Origin of the sequence: Acidovorax sp. sif1233 (assembly GCF_019218755.1) — a bacterium.
Lineage (GTDB): Bacteria > Pseudomonadota > Gammaproteobacteria > Burkholderiales > Burkholderiaceae_C > Acidovorax.
The window spans coordinates 1,493,126-1,513,233 of the sequence record NZ_JAHUWZ010000001.1; the positions used below are offsets into that span (position 1 = coordinate 1,493,126).

The window sequence follows — 20,108 nt, forward strand, 5'->3', positions numbered from 1 at the left end:
CGAGGAGCACCATGCCTCAACGGGGTAGCGTTGAACCCGTCAGGTCAAAAAAAAGCCCCATCTGTGAAGAAGGGGCTTTGGATGTGCGGGACTTCGTGGGACGGATTGATCAATCTGTCCAGGTCCTTGATTTTTTAGCTAACTGGCGGAGAGGGCGGGATTCGAACCCGCGGTGGGGATTAGCCCACACACGCTTTCCAGGCGTGCGACTTAAACCGCTCATCCACCTCTCCGAAGCCTTCTATTGTAGCAGTGATTTTGGGTGTTTTCTGTGGTCGACTTGATTTTACTGGTGGCTCTTAGTGGGCTGGCGACGCTGCGAGTGGTTCTGTTTTCATGGAGGGGCTTGCTTGTACGGCATCATCGTTCCTCTCGATGCGGTTGCGTCCAGCATTCTTGCCACGGTACAGCGCTGCATCGGCTTGCTGCATGGCGCGGTCAAGTTCCTGTGGGTCAGCGAAACCTGGCGAGATGCCGATGGTCACTGTGCAGCGGATGGGGCCGCCTGGTGCCGCGGCGGTCATTACTTCGGTGTTTTCGATGGCGGCGCGCGTGCGTTCCGCCAGGCGCATGGCGCCCTCTGCATCGGTGTTCAGGCAGATGACAACGAACTCTTCTCCACCCAGGCGGCAAGCGAGGTCTCCCTGGCGGGCAGTCTCTCTCAGCACATCGGCCACATGGCACAGAACGGTATCGCCGACCTGATGGCCGTAGCTGTCGTTGATGTGTTTGAAATGATCGATGTCCACGATCAGCAGGTGCGCAGGACCTGCAGTGCGTGAGCGGAAATGCGCCTGCAACCCTTCGAGCAGGCCGCGCCGGTTCAGCAGCCGTGTCAGTGGGTCGTGGGCCGCCATGGCGCGCAGTTCATCGGTGAGCCGGCGCAACACCAGCCAGACAATGGACGGTGCCAGCACGGTCGCCAGAAAGGACATGTACAGATAGAACACGGTCTGGAAACGGCTGTCCATGTCCAGTGCCTCCAGTCCGTTCTGGAGAACGGTCACGAACTTCACCGCATTCAGGGCGAATATGCCGCCGATCAGGGCGGCGAACAGCACCATCTCCACGCGCAGATCTCTGGCAAACGTGCGTGCGCCATGGATCACGGTGGCCATCATGGCCGCAAAGAGCAGGGCAGACGCGCCCGCCAGCATGGCATAACGGGCCGCTGTTCCCAGCGTCCACTGCGCCACCACCTGCGCTGCGGTGTAGGCCAGTGCCAGTGTGAGGAGAGGGCGCCAGAGCGGAGCCGGGCGGCCAAAGAACCGCATGGCACCGACTCCGTAGACGGCTGGTGCACACAGGGTGAGCGTATGGTTGACCACGCTCATCGCGTTCCATCCCGGAGGGCCGCCCGCCAGTTGCAGCACGTAGGCTGAACCCAGCAGGAAGTTTCCGATGGCGAACACTTCCATGCCCATCTTCTTGCCGTGCAGGCGCGTGCTGATCAGCAGGAACATGGCGCCAAAGCACAGCAGATGCACGCATAGCATGCCGACGATGAGGGTGGCGCCCATGGGTTCTTGTACGTGAAGGTGTCTCGGTGGGAAGGCGAAATGGCCGCTCATCCTAGCCGACGCCATGTTGGCTGCACCGTGATGCATTCACGACGCTTCCGGCTCGGTGCAGGGGTCAGGGCAACGGCTGGCGGTCTGGACGAACCTCCATGCACGGAGTCGTAAGTAAAGACTGGCGCCGGACGCTGGTGGCCTGTGCCCTCCAGCGTGTGCCGTTCACCCATTGGATGCGGTCAAGGCCGACGGCATCGGCCTGTCGCGAGGTCTCAGTTGCGTGGCGTGCCCGTGGTTTGCACCATCTTCATTGCCGAGCCAATCAGTGCCGACACCTCGGTCATGTTGCTGGGCACGATGAGCGTGGTGTTCGAGTCCGCAGCCACCTGGCTGTATGCCTCCACCGCCTTTTCCGCCACCTTGAGCTGGACGGCCTGCTCGCCCCCGGGCTGGCGGATGGCCGATGCCACGCGTTCGATGGCCTGGGCATTGGCTTCGGCCACGGCCTTGATGGATTCGGCCTCGCCCTGGGCCTTGTTGATGACGGCCTGCTTTTCGCCCTCGGATCGCGCGATGAAGGCCTCGCGCTCGCCGGTGGCGATGTTGATCTGCTCCTGGCGGCGGCCTTCGGAGGCGGCGATGAGGGCGCGCTTTTCACGCTCGGCCGTGATCTGGGCCTGCATGGCGTGCAGGATTTCCTTCGGGGGGGTCAGGTCCTTGATTTCGTAGCGCAGCACCTTCACGCCCCAGTTCAACGCGGCTTCGTCGATGGCCTGCACGACCTGGGCGTTGATGATGTCGCGCTCTTCAAAGGTCTTGTCCAGTTCCAGCTTGCCGATGACCGATCGCAGCGAGGTCTGCGCCAGCTGCGTCACCGCCATGATGTAGTTGCTGGAGCCATAGCTTGCCCGCATGGGGTCGGTGACCTGGAAGTAGAGGATGCCGTCCACCTGCAGCTGGGTGTTGTCGCGCGTGATGCAGATCTGGCTGGGAACGTCGAGCGGGATTTCCTTCAGGCTGTGCTTGTAGGCGACCTTGTCGACAAAGGGCACCAGGAAGTTCAGTCCCGGTGTGAGGGTGCCGGCATATTTGCCCAGGCGTTCCTTGACCCAGGCGTTCTGCTGGGGGACGACCTTGACCGAGCGCGCGATGAAGATCACGGCAATGACGAGAATGACGATGGCAATTTCCATGAAGAACCTCTCTTTTCTTTTCTGGGAGTGAAGCGTTGGCGGCCGCTACCTACAGCGGATCGACCAGCAGGCGGTTGCCCACCAGTTCGGCCACGCGGTGCATGCCCGTGGAGGGCGTGACGCCCGGGCGGTGAATGGCTGTCCAGGTGGCGCCGCGGTATTTCACCGTGGTGGTTCCGTCCGGGTTCCAGCCTTCGATGAGGATGGTCTCGCCAACGTCCATGTTCACGCTGCGGTCGGCGCGGGCGGACGGGTCTCCGGGACGTTTTTTCTTGAGGTAGTACCAGCCCACCACCGCCCCCCCGCCCACGATGGCGGCGGCCACGATCTGCACCGTGACCGGCAGGCCCAGGTGCGCGGCCAGGGCGGCTGCCACCAGGCCCACCGCCACCATGAGCAGGTAGAAAGTGCCCGTGAGCAATTCCGCGACGACCACAGCGCCCGCGGCCAGCCACCAGATGGTGGATTCCTCCATAGCCGACTCCTCGTTGTTTGTGTTTAGTGCACCACATTCTGGGTCAAAAGCATGGCAGTTCAAAGGCGCGTCAACGTTATTCCTTACACTTCGCGCCTATTTCGTTTTTTGGCCGGGCAGGGCACGGTTGCACGGAGGCTGCGCATGAAGTTTCGCTTTCCCATCATCATCATCGATGAAGACTATCGTTCCGAGAACACTTCGGGCCTCGGTATCCGCGCGCTGGCGCAGGCCATCGAGTCCGAGGGTTTCGAGGTTGTGGGGGTCACCAGCTACGGCGATCTGTCGCAGTTCGCGCAGCAGCAAAGCCGTGCCAGCGCCTTCATCCTGTCCATCGACGATGAAGAATTCACCGTGGGCGAGGGGCTCGACCCCATCGTGCTGAGCCTGCGCAACTTCATCGGCGAGGTGCGGCGCAAGAACACCGAGGTGCCGATCTACGTGCACGGCGAGACCAAGACCAGCCGCCACCTGCCCAACGACATCCTGCGCGAGCTGCACGGCTTCATCCACATGTTCGAGGACACGCCCGAGTTCGTGGCGCGCCACATCATCCGCGAAGCCAAGAGCTACCTGGAGAGCGTGCAGCCGCCGTTCTTCAAGGCGCTGCTGGACTACGCCGAAGACGGCTCGTACAGCTGGCACTGCCCCGGCCATTCGGGCGGCGTGGCGTTCCTGAAAAGCCCCGTGGGCCAGATGTACCACCAGTTCTACGGCGAGAACATGCTGCGCGCCGATGTCTGCAACGCGGTGGAAGAGCTCGGGCAGCTGCTGGACCACAACGGCGCCATCGGCGAGAGCGAGCGCAATGCCGCGCGCATCTTCAATGCCGACCACTGCTTCTTCGTGACCAACGGCACCAGCACGTCCAACAAGATGGTGTGGCACCACACGGTGGCCCCGGGCGACGTGGTGGTGGTGGACCGCAATTGCCACAAGTCCATCCTGCACAGCATCATCATGACCGGGGCCATCCCCGTGTTCATGAAGCCCACGCGCAACCACTTCGGCATCATCGGGCCCATCCCGCAAAGCGAGTTCGAGCCCAAGGCCATCGAGGCCAAGATCAAGTCCAATCCGCTGCTCAAGGGCGTGGATGCCAAGAAGGTCAAGCCGCGCGTGCTCACGCTCACCCAGTCCACCTACGACGGCGTGCTGTACAACACCGAGACCATCAAGGGCATGCTCGACGGCTATGTGGACAACCTGCACTTCGACGAGGCCTGGCTGCCGCACGCTGCCTTCCACCCGTTCTATGGCAGCTACCATGCCATGGGCAAGAAGCGCACGCGCCCCAAGTATTCGGTGACCTACGCCACGCAGTCCATCCACAAGCTGCTGGCGGGCATCAGCCAGGCCAGCCATGTGCTGGTGCAGGATTCGCAGACCACGAAACTCGACAGGCACCTCTTCAATGAGGCCTACCTGATGCACACCAGCACCAGCCCGCAGTACAGCATCATCGCCAGCTGCGACGTGGCCGCCGCCATGATGGAGCCGCCCGGCGGCACGGCCCTGGTGGAAGAAAGCCTGCTCGAAGCGCTGGACTTCCGCCGCGCCATGCGCCAGGTGGAAGATGACTTCGGCAAGAACGACTGGTGGTTCAAGGTCTGGGGGCCGGACAAGCTCGTGGACGAAGGGCTGGGCCGGGCCGAGGACTGGATCATCCGCAGCGATGGCAAGGGCAAGAAGAACGGCAGCAAGTGGCACGGTTTCGGCCAGCTTGCCGACGGCTTCAACATGCTGGACCCGATCAAGTCCACCATCGTCACGCCGGGCCTGAACCTGGACGGCAAGTTCGACAAGACCGGGATTCCCGCGTCCATCGTGACCAAGTACCTTGCCGAGCACGGCGTGGTGGTGGAGAAGACCGGCCTGTACAGCTTCTTCATCATGTTCACCATCGGCATCACCAAGGGCCGCTGGAACACGCTGCTCACGGCGCTGCAGCAGTTCAAGGACGACTACGAGAAGAACCAGCCCATGTGGCGCATCCTTCCCGAGTTCTGCCAGCAGCACAAGCGCTACGAGCGCATGGGCCTCAAGGACCTGTGCCAGCACGTGCACGAGATGTATGCCAAGTACGACATCGCGCGCCTGACGACCGAGATGTACCTGTCGGACCTCACGCCCGCCATGAAGCCCTCGGACGCGTACGCGCACATCGCGCACCGCCAGACCGAGCGGGTGGAGATCGACCACCTGGAAGGCCGCATCACCGTGGGCCTGGTCACGCCGTACCCGCCGGGCATTCCGCTCTTGATCCCCGGCGAGGTGTTCAACAAGAAGATCGTGGACTACCTCAAGTTCGCCCGCGAATTCGCCAAGCTGTGCCCGGGCTTCGAGACCGACATCCACGGCCTGGTGGAGGTGGAGGACGAGAACGGCCAGGTGCGGTACTACGCCGATTGCGTGGCCGATGCGAACAAGGCCCCCGGCAAGAACCCCAAGCCGCTGGCCACCGCCAAGAACCTGGTGCAGGTGGGGGACGACGGCCCTTACGGGCGCATTGTCTGAAGGCCCGCGCGGACTCTTGGTTGGGGCATGAAGATGGCGGGAGCGCTTGAATGACAAGCGCTCATTGCTATATTTTCAATAGCAAATGCGCGCAAGACATGCCTGCTCAGCGCGCGGGCATGTCCTCGCGTACCCGCACGAAGCTGGCAAACCGGGGCAGCCCGCCCCCGTGCGTGCCGCGATAGCGGTAGGTCACCCAGCTGCCCACCGGCGGTGGATGGCTGCGGTCGGCTTCGGTGAATCCTGCGCCCAGCCGGAAGCGCTGGCCCGAAGGCATCTCCACCAGCAGCGCGCCCATGCGCCCGGCATGACGGCCCTTGCCGGGCAGGTGGGCGACCACGCGGGCCTCGGTGTCTTCGTGGGTCTTGACCTTGACCAGATCGTCGCTGCGTCCTGACCGGTACAGCGAGGCGCCCCGGTGCAGCATCAGGCCTTCGCCCCCCGCACGCACCGTGCGCTGCAGCAGCGACTGCAGGGCGGCGTCGCTGGCCACGCGCTGTTGCGGCACGGCCTGCACCCAGGGCTGGCCGATGCCCGCGACCAGGGCGTTGAGCGCGGCGAGCCGTTCATCGAATGTGCCGCCGTGCCGGGGCAGGTCAAACACCATGAACCGCATCTGGCGCCAGGCGGCGTCATCGGGCTGCTGCTGCCGCGCGGTGGACTGCGCCTGGCTGAATCGGCCACGCCCGGCCCACAGTTCGCCGTCCATGGGGGTATCAGGCCACCCGGCGGTGAACCAGGCCGGGGCGGCAATCGTCTCGCCGCCGCGTGTGCGCAAGACCTGGCCGTCCCAGTAGCCGCGCACACCGTCGTATTTTTCGCTGACCCAGTAGTCCGCCAACGGCATGCCAGGCCGGTGCACATTGGCCAGCAGCAGCGCGGGCGCATCCGCCGCACGGGCGCCGGGCAGGGCCGTGGCCCACGCCAGCCATGCCAGGCAGCTTCTGCGGCGCATATGCTATTGAATGTGTAGCGGCTTGCGCTTTGCCATCAAGCGCTGGTGCGAATTCTGGTTCGTATTTCGTGGCGGATCAGACCTGGTCGGCGCTCAGCCCGGCCGTCTGGCTGAAGCCTCCGTCCACGTAGGTGATTTCGGCGGTCATGCCCGAAGCCAGGTCGGACAGCAGGAACGCCGCCACATTGCCCACGTCTTCGATCGTCACATTGCGGCGCAGCGGCGAGGCGTCGGCCACGCGGCTGAGCAGCTTGCCGAAGTCCTTGATGCCGCTGGCGGCCAGCGTCTTGATGGGGCCGGCGCTGATGCCGTTGGCGCGGATGGCGCGGCCGTCCTCGGTGCGGCCCACGGCTTCGGCCAGGTAGCGCACGGAGGCTTCCAGGCTGGCCTTGGCCAGGCCCATGGTGTTGTAGTTGGGAATGGTGCGCAGCGCGCCCAGGTAGCTCAATGTGAGCAGCGACGACTTGTCGTTCAGGTAGGGCAGGGCGGCCTTGGCCATGGCCGGGAAGCTGTAGGCGCTGATGTCGTGGGCGATGCGGAAGCCCTCGCGCGAGAGGCCCTCGAGGAAGTTGCCGGCGATCGCCTCGCGGGGGGCGAAGCCGATGCTGTGCACGAAACCGTCGAACTTGGGCCACACCTGGGCCAGGTCCGCGAACATGCGCTCGATCTGCTCGTCGCTGCCCACGTCGCAGTCAAAGATCAGCTTGGAGTCGAACTCGGCGGCAAAGTCGGTGATGCGGTCCTTGAAGCGGTCGCCCACGTAGCTGAAGGCCAGCTCGGCGCCCTGCGCGTGGCAGGCCTTGGCGATGCCGTAGGCGATGGAACGGTTGGACAGCACACCCGTGATGAGCAGCTTCTTGCCGGTCAGAAAACCCATTGTTGTTCTCCTGTGGAATGCGGAAATTGGCGTGGGCCGTGGCGCCCTGGCGGCCTGCGGGGGAATCTCCACAGCCTGCGCGGCGGCACCTTCGGCGTAGTGCAGAATTGTCGCATGCGGTTCTGGCTGACTTTTCTGCTGATGGGGTGTGCCGTCCCGGCGTGGGCCGCGCATGGGTACGCGCTGTGGGGCGACCTCAAGTACCCGGCGGGTTTTGCGCATTTCGACTATGTGAACCCCGCGGCCCCCAAGGGCGGCGAGCTGCGCATGGTGAGCAACCTGCGCTATTCCACGTTCGACAAGTACAACCCGTTCACCATGAAGGGCTCGGTGCCCGCGTACCTGAGCGACCTGTTGTTCGAGACCTTGCTGACAGGCTCCATGGACGAGACGGCCTCCGCCTATGGCCTGCTGGCCGAGGATGTGCAGGTGGCCGACGACCGGTTGAGCGCCACGTTCCGCCTGCGTCCCGAGGCGCGCTTTCACAACGGCGATCCCGTCGAGGCCGCGGACGTCAAGTACAGCTACGACACGCTGATCGGCCCCTACGCGTCGCCCAGCTACGCCACGCTGCTGCAGGAGGTGGCGGGCGTCGACGTGCTTGACACGCGCACCGTGCGTTTTCGATTCAAGCAGCCCAACCGCGAACTGCCGTTGACCGCCGGGGGCATCCCGGTCTTCAGCCGCGCCTGGGGGCGCCAGCCCGATGGCAAGGCCAAGCGCTTTGACGAGATCGTGACCGACATTCCCATTGGCAGCGGCCCCTACCGCATCGGGCCGATGAAGTTCGGCCGCGACATCACCTACGAGCGCGATCCCCAGTACTGGGGCCGCAACCTCAACGTCAACCGCGGCGCCTTCAATTTCGACCGCATCACGGTCAAGATCTACAAGGACAACACCGCGCGGCTGGAGGCCATGAAGGCCGGCGAGTTCGATTTCATGACCATCTATTCGGCGGGCGACTGGGCCCGCCGCATCGATGGCAAGCTCTTCAAGCAGGGCGTGCTGGTCAAGAAGGACATGGCGCACAGGCTGCCCGCGGGGTTCCAGAGCTACGTGCTCAACACGCGCCGCCCCATCCTCCAGGACGTCCGCGTGCGCGAGGCGCTGGGCCTGGCCATCGACTACGAGTGGATGAACCGCCAGATGTTCTATGGTGGCTACCCGCGCGTGAAGGACCTGTTCGGAAACACCAGCTGCGAAGCCACGGGTACGCCAGGGCCTGAGGAGCTGGCCCTGCTGGAGCCCTGGCGCGGCAAGGTGCCCGACGCCGTGTTCGGCCCCATGTACACGCCGCCCGTGACGGAGGGAGACGGCCATTCGCTGCGCGACAACCTGCGCCGCGCCCGCCAGCTGCTGGCCGATGCGGGGTGGACGTACCGCGACGGCGCCCTGCGCAACGCCAAGGGCGATCCCATGGAGATCGAATACCTGGACAGCAAGGAAGCGGGGGCCCGGACCGTCACCCCCTGGATGCGCAATCTGGAAAAGCTCGGCATCACGCTGCGGTTCTCGTCGGTGGACTTTGCGCTGTACCTGCAGCGCATGGACAAGTTCGACTACGACATGGTCAGCCTGAACTACCCCGGCACCTACAACCCGGGGCAGGCCATGAAGGAGCTGTTCGGCAGCAAGGGGGCCGATGTGGAAGGCTCCAGCAACCACGCGGGCGTGAAGAGCCCTGCGGTGGATGCCCTGGTGACGGCGCTGACCCGTGCGCGCAGCCAGTCGGAGATGCTGCCCGCCTGCCGCGCGCTGGACCGCGTGATCATGCACAGCCACTACCTCATACCGCAGTGGACGCTGGCCTCGCACCGCGTGGTGTACAACCAGCAGCGCCTGGCCTACAAGGAGCCGATGCCGCCCTATGCCAAGGCGGAGGAATGGCTCATGTACTCATGGTGGAGCCTCAAGCCATGACCCCGAAGCCGCCGCAGCCCTGAGAGTCACCCTTTCCATCCCATGCTCGCCTACATCGCCAAACGCCTGCTGCTGATGCTGCCCACCCTGCTGGGGGTGCTGCTCGTGACTTTCGCGGTGATCCAGTTCGTGCCGGGGGGGCCGGTGGAGCAGTACCTGGCCGAAGCGCGCACGGCCGCGGGCAAGAGCGGCGTGGAATCGGGCGGCATGGCCTACCGGGGCGACCAGGGCGTGGACCCCAAGCGGCTTGCGCAGATCAAGGCGCTGTACGGCTTCGACAAGCCCGCGCACGAGCGTTTCCTGCAGATGCTGGGGCAGTTTGCGCGCTTCGACCTGGGCCAGAGCTTTTTCCAGAACAAGGCCGTCTGGGATCTGGTGAAGGAAAAGCTCCCCGTCTCCATCAGTCTGGGCCTGTGGACCTTCTTCATCAGCTACCTGGTGGCAGTGCCGCTGGGTGTGGCCAAGGCGGTGCGGGCAGGCTCGCGGTTCGACCTCGTGACCACGCTGATCATCCTGGTGGGCTATGCCATTCCGGGCTTCGTGCTGGGCGTGGCGCTGCTGGTGATCTTTGGCGGGCAGCTGCAGTGGTTCCCGCTCAGGGGCCTGACCTCGGCCAACTGGGACGAGCTTTCCTGGGGCGCGCGCATCGTGGACTACCTGTGGCACATCACGCTGCCCGTCACGGCCATGGTGCTGGGCAGCTTCGCGGTGACGGCCATGCTCACCAAGAACGCGTTCCTGGAAGAGATTCGCAAGCAGTACGTCCTCACGGCCCGCGCCAAAGGCCTGTCGGAGCGGCAGGTGCTGTGGAAGCACGTGTTTCGCAACGCGCTCATCCCCATCATCACCGGGTTTCCGGCCGCGTTCGTCGGTGCGTTCTTCACGGGCTCGCTCCTGATCGAGACACTGTTCTCCCTCGACGGGCTGGGCCTGCTCAGCTACGACAGCGTCATCCGCCGCGACTACCCCGTGGTGCTGGGCACGCTGTACCTGTTCACGCTGATCGGCCTGGTGACCAAGCTGGTCAGCGACCTGTGCTACGTGTGGGTGGACCCCCGCGTGAAGTTTGACTAGCCCGCCAGCCCGCCCAGCCAGCTTGAACCAAACGAACAGCCAGCCCTGATGAGCCCTGCCTCTCCATCGCCTTCGCTCTCTCCCGCGCGCCGCGCGTGGCTGCGCTTTCGGCGCAACCGCCTGGGCTACTGGAGCCTGTTGATCTTCAGTGCCCTGGTGCTGCTGAGCCTGTGCGCCGAACTGGTCAGCAACGACAGGCCGCTCATCGTGCGCTACGAGGGGCACACCTACTTTCCGATGCTCAAGGACTACCCCGAGACCACGTTCGGCGGAGACTTCGAGACCCCCACCGACTACCTGGACCCCTTCATCAAGAACCGGCTGAGCCAGGGCAGCAACTGGGCGCTGTACACCCTCAATCCGTACGGGCCCAACACGCTCAACTACTTCGCCAAGTCGCCCAACCCGTCGGCGCCCACCGGCGACAACTGGCTGGGCACCGACGACCGGGGGCGTGACCTGCTGGCCCAGCTGCTCTACGGCTTTCGCGTGAGCGTGCTGTTCGGCCTGGCGCTCACGGTGACGGGCGTGCTGCTTGGGGTGGTCACGGGGGCGATCCAGGGGTTCTTTGGGGGCAAGACCGATCTGGCGTTCCAGCGCTTCATGGAAATCTGGGGCTCCATGCCCGAGCTGTACCTGCTCATCATCTTCAGCGCCGTGTTCGCCCCGAGCATCTCGCTGCTGCTCATCCTTCTCTCCCTGTTTGGCTGGATGGGCCTGTCGGACTACGTGCGCGCCGAGTTCCTGCGCAACCGCCAGCTCGACTACGTGAAGGCGGCGCGGGCCCTGGGCGTGGGCAATGCGCAGATCATCTGGCGCCACATCCTGCCCAACAGCCTCACCCCGGTGGTGACCTTCCTGCCGTTTCGCATGAGCGCGGCCATCCTCGCGCTCACTTCGCTCGACTTCCTGGGCCTGGGCGTGCCGCCCGGCACGCCGTCGCTGGGCGAGCTGCTGAGCCAGGGCAAGAACAGCATCGACGCGTGGTGGATTTCCTTGTCCACCTTCGCCGTGCTGGTCACCACCTTGCTTCTGCTGACCTTCATGGGCGATGCGCTGCGGGACGCCCTCGACCCCCGAAAGGCCGATCAATGATCGCCCCCACGCCTGGCACCGGCATGTCCTCGCTGCCCCCCGGGGGCGCTCCCGCTGCCCCGCTGCTCGACGTGCGGGATCTGCACGTGCGCTTCGGCGCCAAGGAGGTGGTGCGCGGGGCCAGCTTCACCATCGCAGCCGGCGAAAAACTCGCGCTGGTGGGCGAGTCCGGCTCCGGCAAGACCATCACCGCGCTCAGCCTGCTGCGGCTGGCGGGCAATGCCGCCATCACCGGCCAGGCCATGCTGCGGGGGCAGCGCGATCTGCTGGCGCTCACGGAGCGCGAGATGCGGGGCGTGCGCGGCGGCGAGATCGCCATGGTCTTCCAGGAGCCGATGACCGCGCTCAACCCGCTGATGACCATTGGCACGCAGATCGCCGAGATCCTGCAGCTCAAGAAAGGCCTGACGGGCGAGCAATGCGCGCAGGCCGCCGTTGCGCTGCTGGCCAAGACCGGCATTCCCGAGCCCGCGCGCCGCGCCAACAGCTTTCCCCACCAGCTCTCGGGCGGCCAGCGCCAGCGCGCCATGATCGCCATGGCCCTGGCCAGCGAGCCGCAGCTGCTGCTGGCCGACGAACCCACCACCGCGCTCGACGTCACGCTGCGCGGCCAGATCCTGGACCTGCTGTCCGATCTGCAGCGGCAGAACGGCATGGCGGTGCTGCTGATCACGCACGACCTCAACCTGGTGCGCCGCTTCGCGGACCGCGTGGCCGTGATGGAGCAGGGCGTGCTGGTGGAGCAGGGGCCCGTGGCCGAGGTGTTCGGCGCGCCGCAGCATGCCTACACCCGCCGCCTGATCGCCAGCCAGCCGCGCCGTGACGTGGCACCCGCCGATTCCCCCGCGGGCACGCCGCCGGTGGTCCAGACGCGGGACCTGCGCGTGGTGTATCCCACGCCGCTCCCCGGCCTGCGGGGATGGTTCCAGAAAGGCGAGTTCGTGGCCGTGCAGGCCGCCACGCTCGCGCTGCCGCCCGGAGAGACGCTGGGCGTGGTGGGCGAATCCGGGTCGGGCAAATCCACGCTGGCGCAGGCCATCCTGGGCCTGCTGCCCTGCACCGGCCAGCTGCAGGTCGGCGGGCAGGCGTGGCAGCAGCCCGCCACGCGCAACACGCCCGCCAACCAGCAGCTGCGCCGCCGCGTGCAGGTGGTGTTCCAGGACCCGTTCTCGTCGCTCTCTCCGCGCCTGACGGTCGAAGAGATCGTGGGCGAGGGCCTCAAGGTGCATGAGCCCGCGCTGGGCGTGGCCCAGCGGCGCGCCCGGGTCGAGGCCGCGCTGGCCGAGGTGGGTCTGGCCGAGGCCCAGTACCCGCGGCTGCTCGAGCGCTACCCGCATGAATTCTCCGGTGGGCAGCGCCAGCGCCTGGCCATCGCGCGCGCCCTCATCGTGCAACCGCAGGTGCTCGTGCTCGACGAGCCCACCAGCGCGCTCGACGTCACCATCCAGCAGCAGGTGCTGGGCCTGCTGCAGCGCCTGCAGAAAGAAAAGGGCCTGAGCTACCTGCTCATCACCCACGACGTGGACGTGATCCGGGCCATGGCGCACCAGGTGCTGGTGATGAAGGATGGCACCGTGCTGGAAAGCGGCAGCGTGGACGAGGTGCTGGACGCACCCCGGCACCCGTACACCCAGCGCCTGGTGGCCGCCGCCACCGTGCCCGGGGCGGAGTAGTTTCTGGCCGAAATGGCCGCTGGCGCTTGTGGTGAAAGCGCGGGGCGCTATTTAATTGGTAGCAAAAGAGGCTTGATGCCGGTTGGGTGCGGCGCACCACATCGCATCGCGGTGCTTCGCCGCGGCCAGGTGCTGGCATCCGGCGCACGGGCTCCACGCCTGCAGCGCCTGGCCTTGCCTCAGGTCATCACTGCGCGCCTGGCGTGCTGTTCACTGGCGGGCGGCGCCCACAGGATGCGGCCCACGTCGATGCCCATGGACTGCGCACGCTCGATCAGGTGTTCGCGCACATGCCAGGGCAGGGTGGGGGTGCGCGACAGGATCCACAGGTAGTCCTTGCTGGAGCCCACCACCATGGCCCACTGGTAGTTCTCATCCAGCGCCACCACGTTGTAGCCGCCGTAGAACGGCCCGAAGAACGACACCTTCAACGCCGCGCGCGTGGGCGCATCGACGAAGCTTGCCGTGCCCTCGGCCTCCTTCCACTCCTTGCGCACCGGGTCGTACCCCCGGTTCACCACCTTCACGGTGTCGTCGGGGTTGCGGCTGTAGGTGGCGCTGGTCTGGGTGAGCCCGCGCTCGAACGAGTGGTCGATGCGCGCCACCTCGTGCCAGTGGCCGGTGTAGCGGTCCACATCGAAGCCGGTCACGGCCTGGATGCCTTCGGGCGTGCGTGGCGTGGAGCAGGCCGTGAGCGCCAGCAGCGCCATCAGTGCGGTGGCTCCGATCACCAGGGACCAGGGGGAGTGGCGGCGAGGCATGGCGTGGATGCGCATGGGATTGCTCCTGCGGTGGCGGCTTTCGAGGGTGCGTTGCAGGGCTTTGTGGGCATGCGCTGCGCGGCGGTTGTCTGTGCGTTCGACTGTAGGCACGGTGGCTGCCCCGGCGTGTAGGCGCAGGCTGGCAGCGCCTGTCGGCGCGGCGCAGGGGTTGTGTGCGGGGCTCAACGCCCGGCAGCGCGGCGTTGACGGACCGGCGGCAGTCGTCCAGGCGTAGAGTGGGGCCAGGCGCCTTCTGCCTGTTTGCTGCCTGTTGGCGAATGCGCCCCGATCGGAGAGGAACACCCATGACCGCCCACCCCCACCCTGCGCACAACGCCCCACCCCTGGAAGACGGCCCGCCCCGGGTGGACCCCTTGCGCTTTCACCGGCGCCATGAGCACCTGGCCCCTACCTTCGGCACGGACCGGTTTGCGTTGCAGGCCGAGGCCTTTGCGCGGTTCTTTGGCACGCCGCTGTTTCTCGGTGCGCAGACGCTGATCGTGGCGGCGTGGATCTTGATCAACGTGCTGGGTGCCGCCAGGTTCGATCCCTATCCGTTCATCCTGCTCAACCTTGCGTTCAGCCTGCAGGCGGCCTACGCCGCGCCGCTCATCCTGCTCGCCCAGACGCGGCAGGCCGCCCGCGACAAGCACCACGCCGACGCGGATGCGCAGCACCGCGAGGCGCTGGCCATCGCCAGCGAACAACGTCAGGCCATTGCCGCGCAGAATGCCGCGCAGGTGCTGGAGCTGCTGCAGCAAAACACCCTGTTGACCGAACAGACGCGCCAGCTCACGCTGCGCGTCGAAGCACTGACTGTGGAGATCCACCAGCGATTTGTCACGCAGGCCGCGCGGCCGTGACGGGACGGATCCACGAACGACTTCCCGCCATCCACGCGGGCCCGGGCCATGCCCTCCTGCTCCTTGCCCACCACACCGCGGAATGTCCATGCCCCCACCATCCCCGCCATCTCCTTCGTCCCCTCCGGCCCCGCCGGTGGCTTCATCGCCGTCGCCCCAGGGGGGTGATGCGGACGTCGATATCGCGTCGCTGTACCGCCGGGTCCATGGCCTTGCCGTGCCAGGGCAGCTGGCCACCGCCCTGCACATGGGGGCGGAGCACACCGTGGTGGCGACGGGGCTGGATCCTCAGCTGCCCTCCGTCGTGCTGACCCTGGCGCTGGGCAGCCAGAAGACGGCGCGCGATTTTTTCCGCGGGGTACTTCCCACCCCCTTCGAGCTGGAGACCGCCATTGCGCAGGTGGAGGACGAGGTCTACGCCGCCCATGTCCGCCATCGCCCCTGGGTGCCGCAGGGTGCGGTGGTCGCGCCTTGTTCCGCAGACCCGGCGCTGCACGAGATCGCCACCCTGGCGGGCATTGCGCCAGGGCCGCGGCGCATGCTCACTCTCGATGCCCTGGAGCATGTGTTCAACCGGCTTGTCTCCGTATCCCAAGGGCGTCCGGCTTCGCAGGAGGGGTTGCCCGCCCGCGCTGCATTCGCGGCCACCCTGCTGGTGCTGCGCGAGCTGATGCACCACATGCCGTTCGGGTCGCTCACGCTGATGGACGGTGCCTGAGGGGCCGGGGGCCGATGGGTGGCCCAACGCTGGACGGTGCGGGCATGTGGTGGAAAGCGGCGCGGAGAGCGTGCGCCGCTCGTCGCCAAGTCTGGGTGTTGTCCTACAGACACGCGCCGGGATGCCTCTAAGGTTGTTTGTGTGAATTTTTCACATTCTTCGGGGCGCTCCCCTGGTCCCGCAGCCGCCAACATCTCACCAAAGAGGCCACCCCCATGAAAACACACCCTTGTCTGCGCACCGTCCTGTGTGCACTGTCCATCGCCAGCCTTGCCGCCTGCGGGGGCGGTGGTGGAGGTGGCGAAACCAGCGGAAATGGCACGTTGCGCCTGGCGATGACGGATGCCCCCAGCTGCGGCTATTCCGCCGTGAATGTCACGGTCGAGAAAGTGCGCGTCCACCAGAGCAGCAATGCCTCGGACAACGATGCGGGCTGGTCAGAGATCGTGCTGAACCCGGCACGCAGGGTGGACCTGCTGACGCTGACGAACGGTGTGCTCATGGAGCTGGGGCAGGTGCCGCTGCCCGCGGGAAAGTACACGCAGTTGCGGCTCGTGCTGGCCAGCAACACAGGGGCCCAGCCGCTGGCCAATTCAGTGGTCCCCACCGGCGCATCGGAAGTCGCGCTGAAAACGCCGAGCGGGCAGCAATCGGGCGTCAAGACGAATGTGAATATCGACGTGGGCGCCAATCAGATGGCCGACTTCGTTCTGGACTTCGATGCCTGCAAGTCGGTGGTGGCCGCTGGCGCCTCGGGCCAGTATCTTCTCAAACCCGTGGTGTCGGTGATCCCGCGCTTCGTTTCCGGTGTGCAGGGCTATGTGGAACCCGGCACGGGCACCAGCGTCTCCCTGCAGTTCAACGGTGAGCTGGTGCGCGCCACCACACCCGACAGCGCGGGCAGGTTCCTGCTCCAGCCGGTGGCCCCGGGCAGCTACACGCTGGTCGTCGTGGGTGCGGGGCGCACCACCACGGTGGTCACGGGGGTCCCGGTGGCCGCCGAGACAGTGACTTCCGTGGGCGCGGGCGCCGCGCCTTTGAGCCTGCAGCCATCTCCGGTCGCGACGGTGAAGGGCACCGCCCCGGTGGACACCATGGTGCGGGTGCTCCAGCCCTTGTCGTTGGGGGGCACGATCGAAGTGGCCGGCCGGGGCGTTGACGGGGTGACAGGGGCCTACGGCTTCACGGTACCTACCCTCGCGCCGCGGGTCGCCCCCTATGCCGCGCCGGGCACCAGCCTGGTGTTTGCCGCGGACTCCGCGGCGGCGGGGCGCTACGCTGTTCAGGCCCGCCTGGGTGGTTTTGCCGACAAGACGCAGGCACTGCCTGTCCTGACGGAGGGTGCCGTGCAAACCACGGATTTCACCTTCCCCTGACACCGCGGGCGGAGGGCACCGCCCCGCCTGCGATGAATGGCAGCGGGGCGGCCTTTCAGGACGGGGGGCGCGTCTCGGCACCTGTCGGCCAGGGCGGTGATGTCAGGGCTCTCCGGCCGGCCGCGCCACGAGGTCCTTCCGGTCGCCGGAAAACCAGGCCGCCAGGAAATCCGCCAGCGCCCGCGTCTTGGCCGACAGGTCGCTGCGGGTGGGGTACACCAGCGTCACGTCCGCCGCGGGCAAGGCCCAGGCGGGCAGAACGCGCCGCAGGCGGCCAGCGGCCAGGTGGGCTGCCACGTCCCACTCGGAGCGCATCAGCACGCCGTGGCCTTCCAGGGCCCAGGTGGTGGCGGCCGCGCCATCGTTGGTGCTGAGCATGCCGCGCACCTTCACCGTTTCCTGCCGCCCGCCCTGGTGCAGGTGCCAGGTGCCATAGGTTTCATCGCTTTCGCGGATCACGATGCACAGGTGGGCCAGCAGGTCGGCGGGCTGGGCGGGCTCGCCCGCGTGGGCCAGGTAGGCCGGCGACGCGCACAGCACGCGCCGGTTGGCCATCAGCCTGCGGGCCGTGAGGCGCGAGTCGGGCAGGTCGCCAAAGCGCACGGCGGCATCCAGGCCCTGTTCCACCAGGTTCACGGGCCGGTCGGTCAGGTGCGGTTGCACCTCCACTTCGGGGTAGGCGCGCGAGAAGGCCGACAGGGCGGGCGCGATGTGAACGCGGCCAAAGCCCAGCGTGGCCGCCAGCTTGATGAGCCCGCGCGGCGAGCTGCGCGCGCCGGCCACCGTGCGCTCCAGCGCCTCCAGGTCGCCCAGGATGCGGGCACCATCCAGCAGGTAGGTCTCGCCCTCGGGCGTGAGGTGGATGCGCCGCGTGGTGCGGTGCAGAAGGCGCACGCCCAGCCGGTGCTCCAGCTGGGCCAGGCGCCGGCTGACCGCGGGCGGGGTGATGCCCATCTGCTGCGCGGCGGCGGCCAGGCTGCCTTCCTTCATGAGCAAGGCAAAGAAGCGCAGGTCCGAAAAGCCGTCCATGGGTACCTTATTCGTGCGTTGAATTTATGAATGAAATGATTTTGACGGTATTTATGGCGTTGAACATCACTCATAAGATCCAGCCACAACAAATACCCTCAGGAGACAACCCATGACCGATTCCACCCTCCCGACACCGTCCCTGTTTCCCCGCCGGCTGGCTGTGGCGGCAACGGCCGCCGCCACGCTGGCACTGCTGTCGCCCGCTGCGGCCCTGGCCCAGCCAGCGGCTTATCCCAACAAGGCCATCAAGCTCGTGGTCCCCTATGCGCCGGGCGGCAGCGCCGACATCGCCGCGCGGCTCATCACCGATGAATGGGGCAAGGCCCTGGGCGGCTCGCTGTTCATCGAGAACAAGGGCGGCGCGGGCGGCAATATCGGCGTGGACATGGTGGCCAAGGCCGCACCGGACGGCTACACCATCGGCCTGCAGACCGTGTCCCTGGCCATCAACCCCAGCCTGACGGCCAAGATGCCCTACGACACCCTGAAGGACCTGGCGCCCATCGGCATGGTGGCCAGTTCGCAGCATGTGCTGGTGGTCAACAACGCCTTGCCCGCCAAGAACATCAAGGAACTGGTGGCGCTGCTCAAGGCGCAGCCGGGCAAGTACTCGTATGGCTCGGCCGGCGCGGGCAGCACCTTCCACATGTCGGCCGAGTTGTTCAAGGCCGTGGCGGGCACGCCCATCGTGCACATACCCTACCGCGGCGGCGGCCCGGCCATGATCGACACCATGTCGGGCCAGGTGGCGCTGAGCTTTCCGGTGCTGTCGGCCGCGCAGCCGCACGTGCAGGCGGGCAAGCTCAGGGCGCTGGGCGTCACCGGTACCAAGCGCTCGGCGCTCATGCCCGACGTGCCCACCATTGCCGAGGCGGGCCTGCCTGGCTACGCGTTTGAAACCTGGTTCATCGTGTTCGCGCCGGCCGGCACGCCCAAGCCGGTCGTCGACAAACTCAACACCACCCTGAACCAGGCGCTCAACACCCCGGCGCTCAAGGAGCGCATGGCCAAGGACGGTTTCGACCCCATTCCATCGACGCCCGAGCAGGCCCGCGCACGGATCGAAAAAGAGATGCCGCAGTGGGCCAAATTGATCAGGGAGCGGGGCATCACCGCCGAATAGGCACCGCCGCAATTTCAACGACACCATGACCACGACGACCCCGCTTTTCCCCGGCTTCACCCCCCACCGTGTGCCCACGCCCGACGGCCAGCACATCCACGCGCTGGTGGGCGGCACGGGCCCGGCCCTGCTGCTGCTGCACGGCCACCCGCAGACCTCGGCCATCTGGCACAAGGTGGCGCCGGTGCTGGCCCGGCACTTCACGCTGGTGCTGGCGGATTTGCGGGGCTATGGCGATTCCGCAAAACCTGCTGGGGATGCCGAGCATGCCCTCTACAGCAAGCGCACCATGGCCGCCGACATGCTGGCCGTGATGCAGCACCTGGGCCACCCACGCTTCACCGTGCTGGCCCACGACCGGGGCGCCCGCGTGGCGCACCGCCTGGCGGCCGACCACCCGGCCGCCGTGTTGCGCATGGTGCTGCTGGACATCGCCCCCACGCTGACCATGTACGAACAGACCAGCAACGCCTTTGCGCGTGCCTACTGGCACTGGTTCTTTTTGATCCAGCCCGCGCCGCTGCCCGAGCGCCTGATCGAGGCCGACCCCGCCGCCTATGTGCGCGACGTGATGGGCCGGCGCAGCGCCGGCCTGGCCCCGTTCGACCCGCGGGCCCTGGCCGAGTACGTGCGCTGCCTGGGCCTGCCCGGTACGGCCCACGGCATCTGCGAGGACTACCGCGCCGCCGCCGGCATCGACCTGGTGCATGACCGCGCCGATCGCGACGCGGGCCGCCAGCTGGCCATGCCGCTCCTGGCCCTGTGGGGCGAGCAGGGCGTGGTGCACCAGTGCTTTGCGCCCCTGGCCGAGTGGCAGCGCGTGGCGGCCGACGTGCGCGGCCACGCACTGCCTTGCGGCCACTACATCGCCGAGGAGGCGCCGGATGCGCTGCTCGACGCGGCGCTGCCCTTCCTGCTGGCCGACCGGTAAGGCTGCAC

The 20,108-nt window shown here is 66.7% G+C and carries 17 protein-coding genes and 1 tRNA gene; 10 read left to right on the forward strand and 8 right to left on the reverse strand.

Translation table 11 applies throughout. The annotated features are described in order from the left end of the window. Nucleotides 1–143: 143 nt before the first annotated feature. The 4 genes from KW843_RS06865 to KW843_RS06880 all read right to left on the reverse strand — a co-directional run bounded on the left by KW843_RS06865 (nt 144) and on the right by KW843_RS06880 (nt 3,182). Nucleotides 144–233: transfer RNA gene (locus KW843_RS06865), tRNA-Ser, on the reverse strand. A gap of 66 nt (nt 234–299) precedes the next feature. Continuing rightward, a complete protein-coding gene (locus KW843_RS06870; RefSeq protein WP_218294295.1) occupies nt 300–1,520 on the reverse strand; it encodes a GGDEF domain-containing protein in 1,221 nt (406 codons plus the stop codon). A 266-nt stretch (nt 1,521–1,786) separates the two neighbouring features. Beyond that, nucleotides 1,787–2,707, reverse strand: coding sequence for an SPFH domain-containing protein (locus KW843_RS06875; RefSeq protein WP_218294296.1), 921 nt, complete (start codon nt 2,705–2,707; stop codon nt 1,787–1,789). A 49-nt stretch (nt 2,708–2,756) separates the two neighbouring features. Beyond that, nucleotides 2,757–3,182: an NfeD family protein gene (locus KW843_RS06880; protein ID WP_218294297.1), complete on the reverse strand. Its 426-nt coding sequence runs from the start codon at nt 3,180–3,182 to the stop codon at nt 2,757–2,759. A gap of 144 nt (nt 3,183–3,326) precedes the next feature. Between KW843_RS06880 and KW843_RS06885 the strand changes: the two genes are divergently transcribed. Continuing rightward, nucleotides 3,327–5,699, forward strand: a complete 2,373-nt coding sequence (locus KW843_RS06885) for an arginine/lysine/ornithine decarboxylase (protein WP_218294298.1) — start codon at nt 3,327–3,329, stop codon at nt 5,697–5,699. A 106-nt stretch (nt 5,700–5,805) separates the two neighbouring features. On the opposite strand, the gene KW843_RS06890 is transcribed toward KW843_RS06885, so the two are convergent. Beyond that, on the reverse strand, nt 5,806–6,654 hold the full coding sequence (locus KW843_RS06890) for a DNA ligase (RefSeq protein ID WP_218294299.1): 849 nt from the start codon (nt 6,652–6,654) through the stop codon (nt 5,806–5,808). Between the two features lie 76 nt (nt 6,655–6,730). Next, nucleotides 6,731–7,531 (reverse strand): enoyl-ACP reductase FabI, encoded by an 801-nt coding sequence (fabI, locus tag KW843_RS06895; protein ID WP_218294300.1) that lies wholly within the window; start codon nt 7,529–7,531, stop codon nt 6,731–6,733. 114 nt (nt 7,532–7,645) lie between these two features. On the opposite strand from fabI, the gene KW843_RS06900 reads away from it, so the two are divergent. From KW843_RS06900 to KW843_RS06915, 4 genes are read left to right on the forward strand one after another with little or no spacing between them, the layout of a single operon-like run. After that, complete coding sequence (locus tag KW843_RS06900) at nt 7,646–9,454, forward strand: extracellular solute-binding protein (protein WP_218294301.1); 1,809 nt, start codon at nt 7,646–7,648, stop codon at nt 9,452–9,454. A gap of 42 nt (nt 9,455–9,496) precedes the next feature. After that, nucleotides 9,497–10,528 carry a microcin C ABC transporter permease YejB gene (locus KW843_RS06905; RefSeq protein WP_218294302.1) on the forward strand — a complete coding sequence of 344 codons (1,032 nt, stop codon included), beginning with the start codon at nt 9,497–9,499 and terminating at the stop codon, nt 10,526–10,528. Between the two features lie 48 nt (nt 10,529–10,576). After that, the gene (locus KW843_RS06910) at nt 10,577–11,623 is read left to right on the forward strand and encodes an ABC transporter permease (RefSeq protein ID WP_218294303.1); all 1,047 of its coding nucleotides are present in this window, start codon (nt 10,577–10,579) and stop codon (nt 11,621–11,623) included. Further along, on the forward strand, nt 11,620–13,296 hold the full coding sequence (locus KW843_RS06915; RefSeq protein WP_370628448.1) for an ABC transporter ATP-binding protein: 1,677 nt from the start codon (nt 11,620–11,622) through the stop codon (nt 13,294–13,296). The genes KW843_RS06910 and KW843_RS06915 overlap by 4 nt, the downstream gene beginning before the upstream one ends. Before the next feature lie 179 nt (nt 13,297–13,475). Here the strand turns inward: KW843_RS06915 and KW843_RS06920 are convergent, their stop codons facing one another. Further along, entirely contained in the window at nt 13,476–14,072 is a 597-nt protein-coding gene (locus KW843_RS06920; protein WP_218294304.1) for a lipocalin family protein, read from the reverse strand. Nucleotides 14,073–14,362: 290 nt separating this feature from the next. Between KW843_RS06920 and KW843_RS06925 the strand changes: the two genes are divergently transcribed. From KW843_RS06925 to KW843_RS06935, 3 genes are all read left to right on the forward strand, one after another. After that, complete coding sequence (locus KW843_RS06925) at nt 14,363–14,920, forward strand: DUF1003 domain-containing protein (protein WP_218294305.1); 558 nt, start codon at nt 14,363–14,365, stop codon at nt 14,918–14,920. Nucleotides 14,921–15,008: 88 nt separating this feature from the next. Then, complete coding sequence (locus tag KW843_RS06930) at nt 15,009–15,638, forward strand: hypothetical protein (protein WP_255594575.1); 630 nt, start codon at nt 15,009–15,011, stop codon at nt 15,636–15,638. A 215-nt stretch (nt 15,639–15,853) separates the two neighbouring features. After that, the gene (locus tag KW843_RS06935; RefSeq protein ID WP_218294307.1) at nt 15,854–17,014 is read left to right on the forward strand and encodes a DUF4382 domain-containing protein; all 1,161 of its coding nucleotides are present in this window, start codon (nt 15,854–15,856) and stop codon (nt 17,012–17,014) included. A gap of 102 nt (nt 17,015–17,116) precedes the next feature. On the opposite strand, the gene KW843_RS06940 is transcribed toward KW843_RS06935, so the two are convergent. Further along, nucleotides 17,117–18,043, reverse strand: a complete 927-nt coding sequence (locus KW843_RS06940; RefSeq protein WP_218294308.1) for a LysR family transcriptional regulator — start codon at nt 18,041–18,043, stop codon at nt 17,117–17,119. A gap of 112 nt (nt 18,044–18,155) precedes the next feature. Between KW843_RS06940 and KW843_RS06945 the strand changes: the two genes are divergently transcribed. Together KW843_RS06945 and KW843_RS06950 are read left to right on the forward strand one after the other, a co-directional pair. Then, nucleotides 18,156–19,169, forward strand: a complete 1,014-nt coding sequence (locus tag KW843_RS06945) for a tripartite tricarboxylate transporter substrate binding protein (RefSeq protein ID WP_255594576.1) — start codon at nt 18,156–18,158, stop codon at nt 19,167–19,169. A gap of 25 nt (nt 19,170–19,194) precedes the next feature. Beyond that, nucleotides 19,195–20,100: an alpha/beta fold hydrolase gene (locus tag KW843_RS06950; protein ID WP_218294309.1), complete on the forward strand. Its 906-nt coding sequence runs from the start codon at nt 19,195–19,197 to the stop codon at nt 20,098–20,100. The last annotated feature ends 8 nt before the right edge of the window (nt 20,101–20,108 follow it).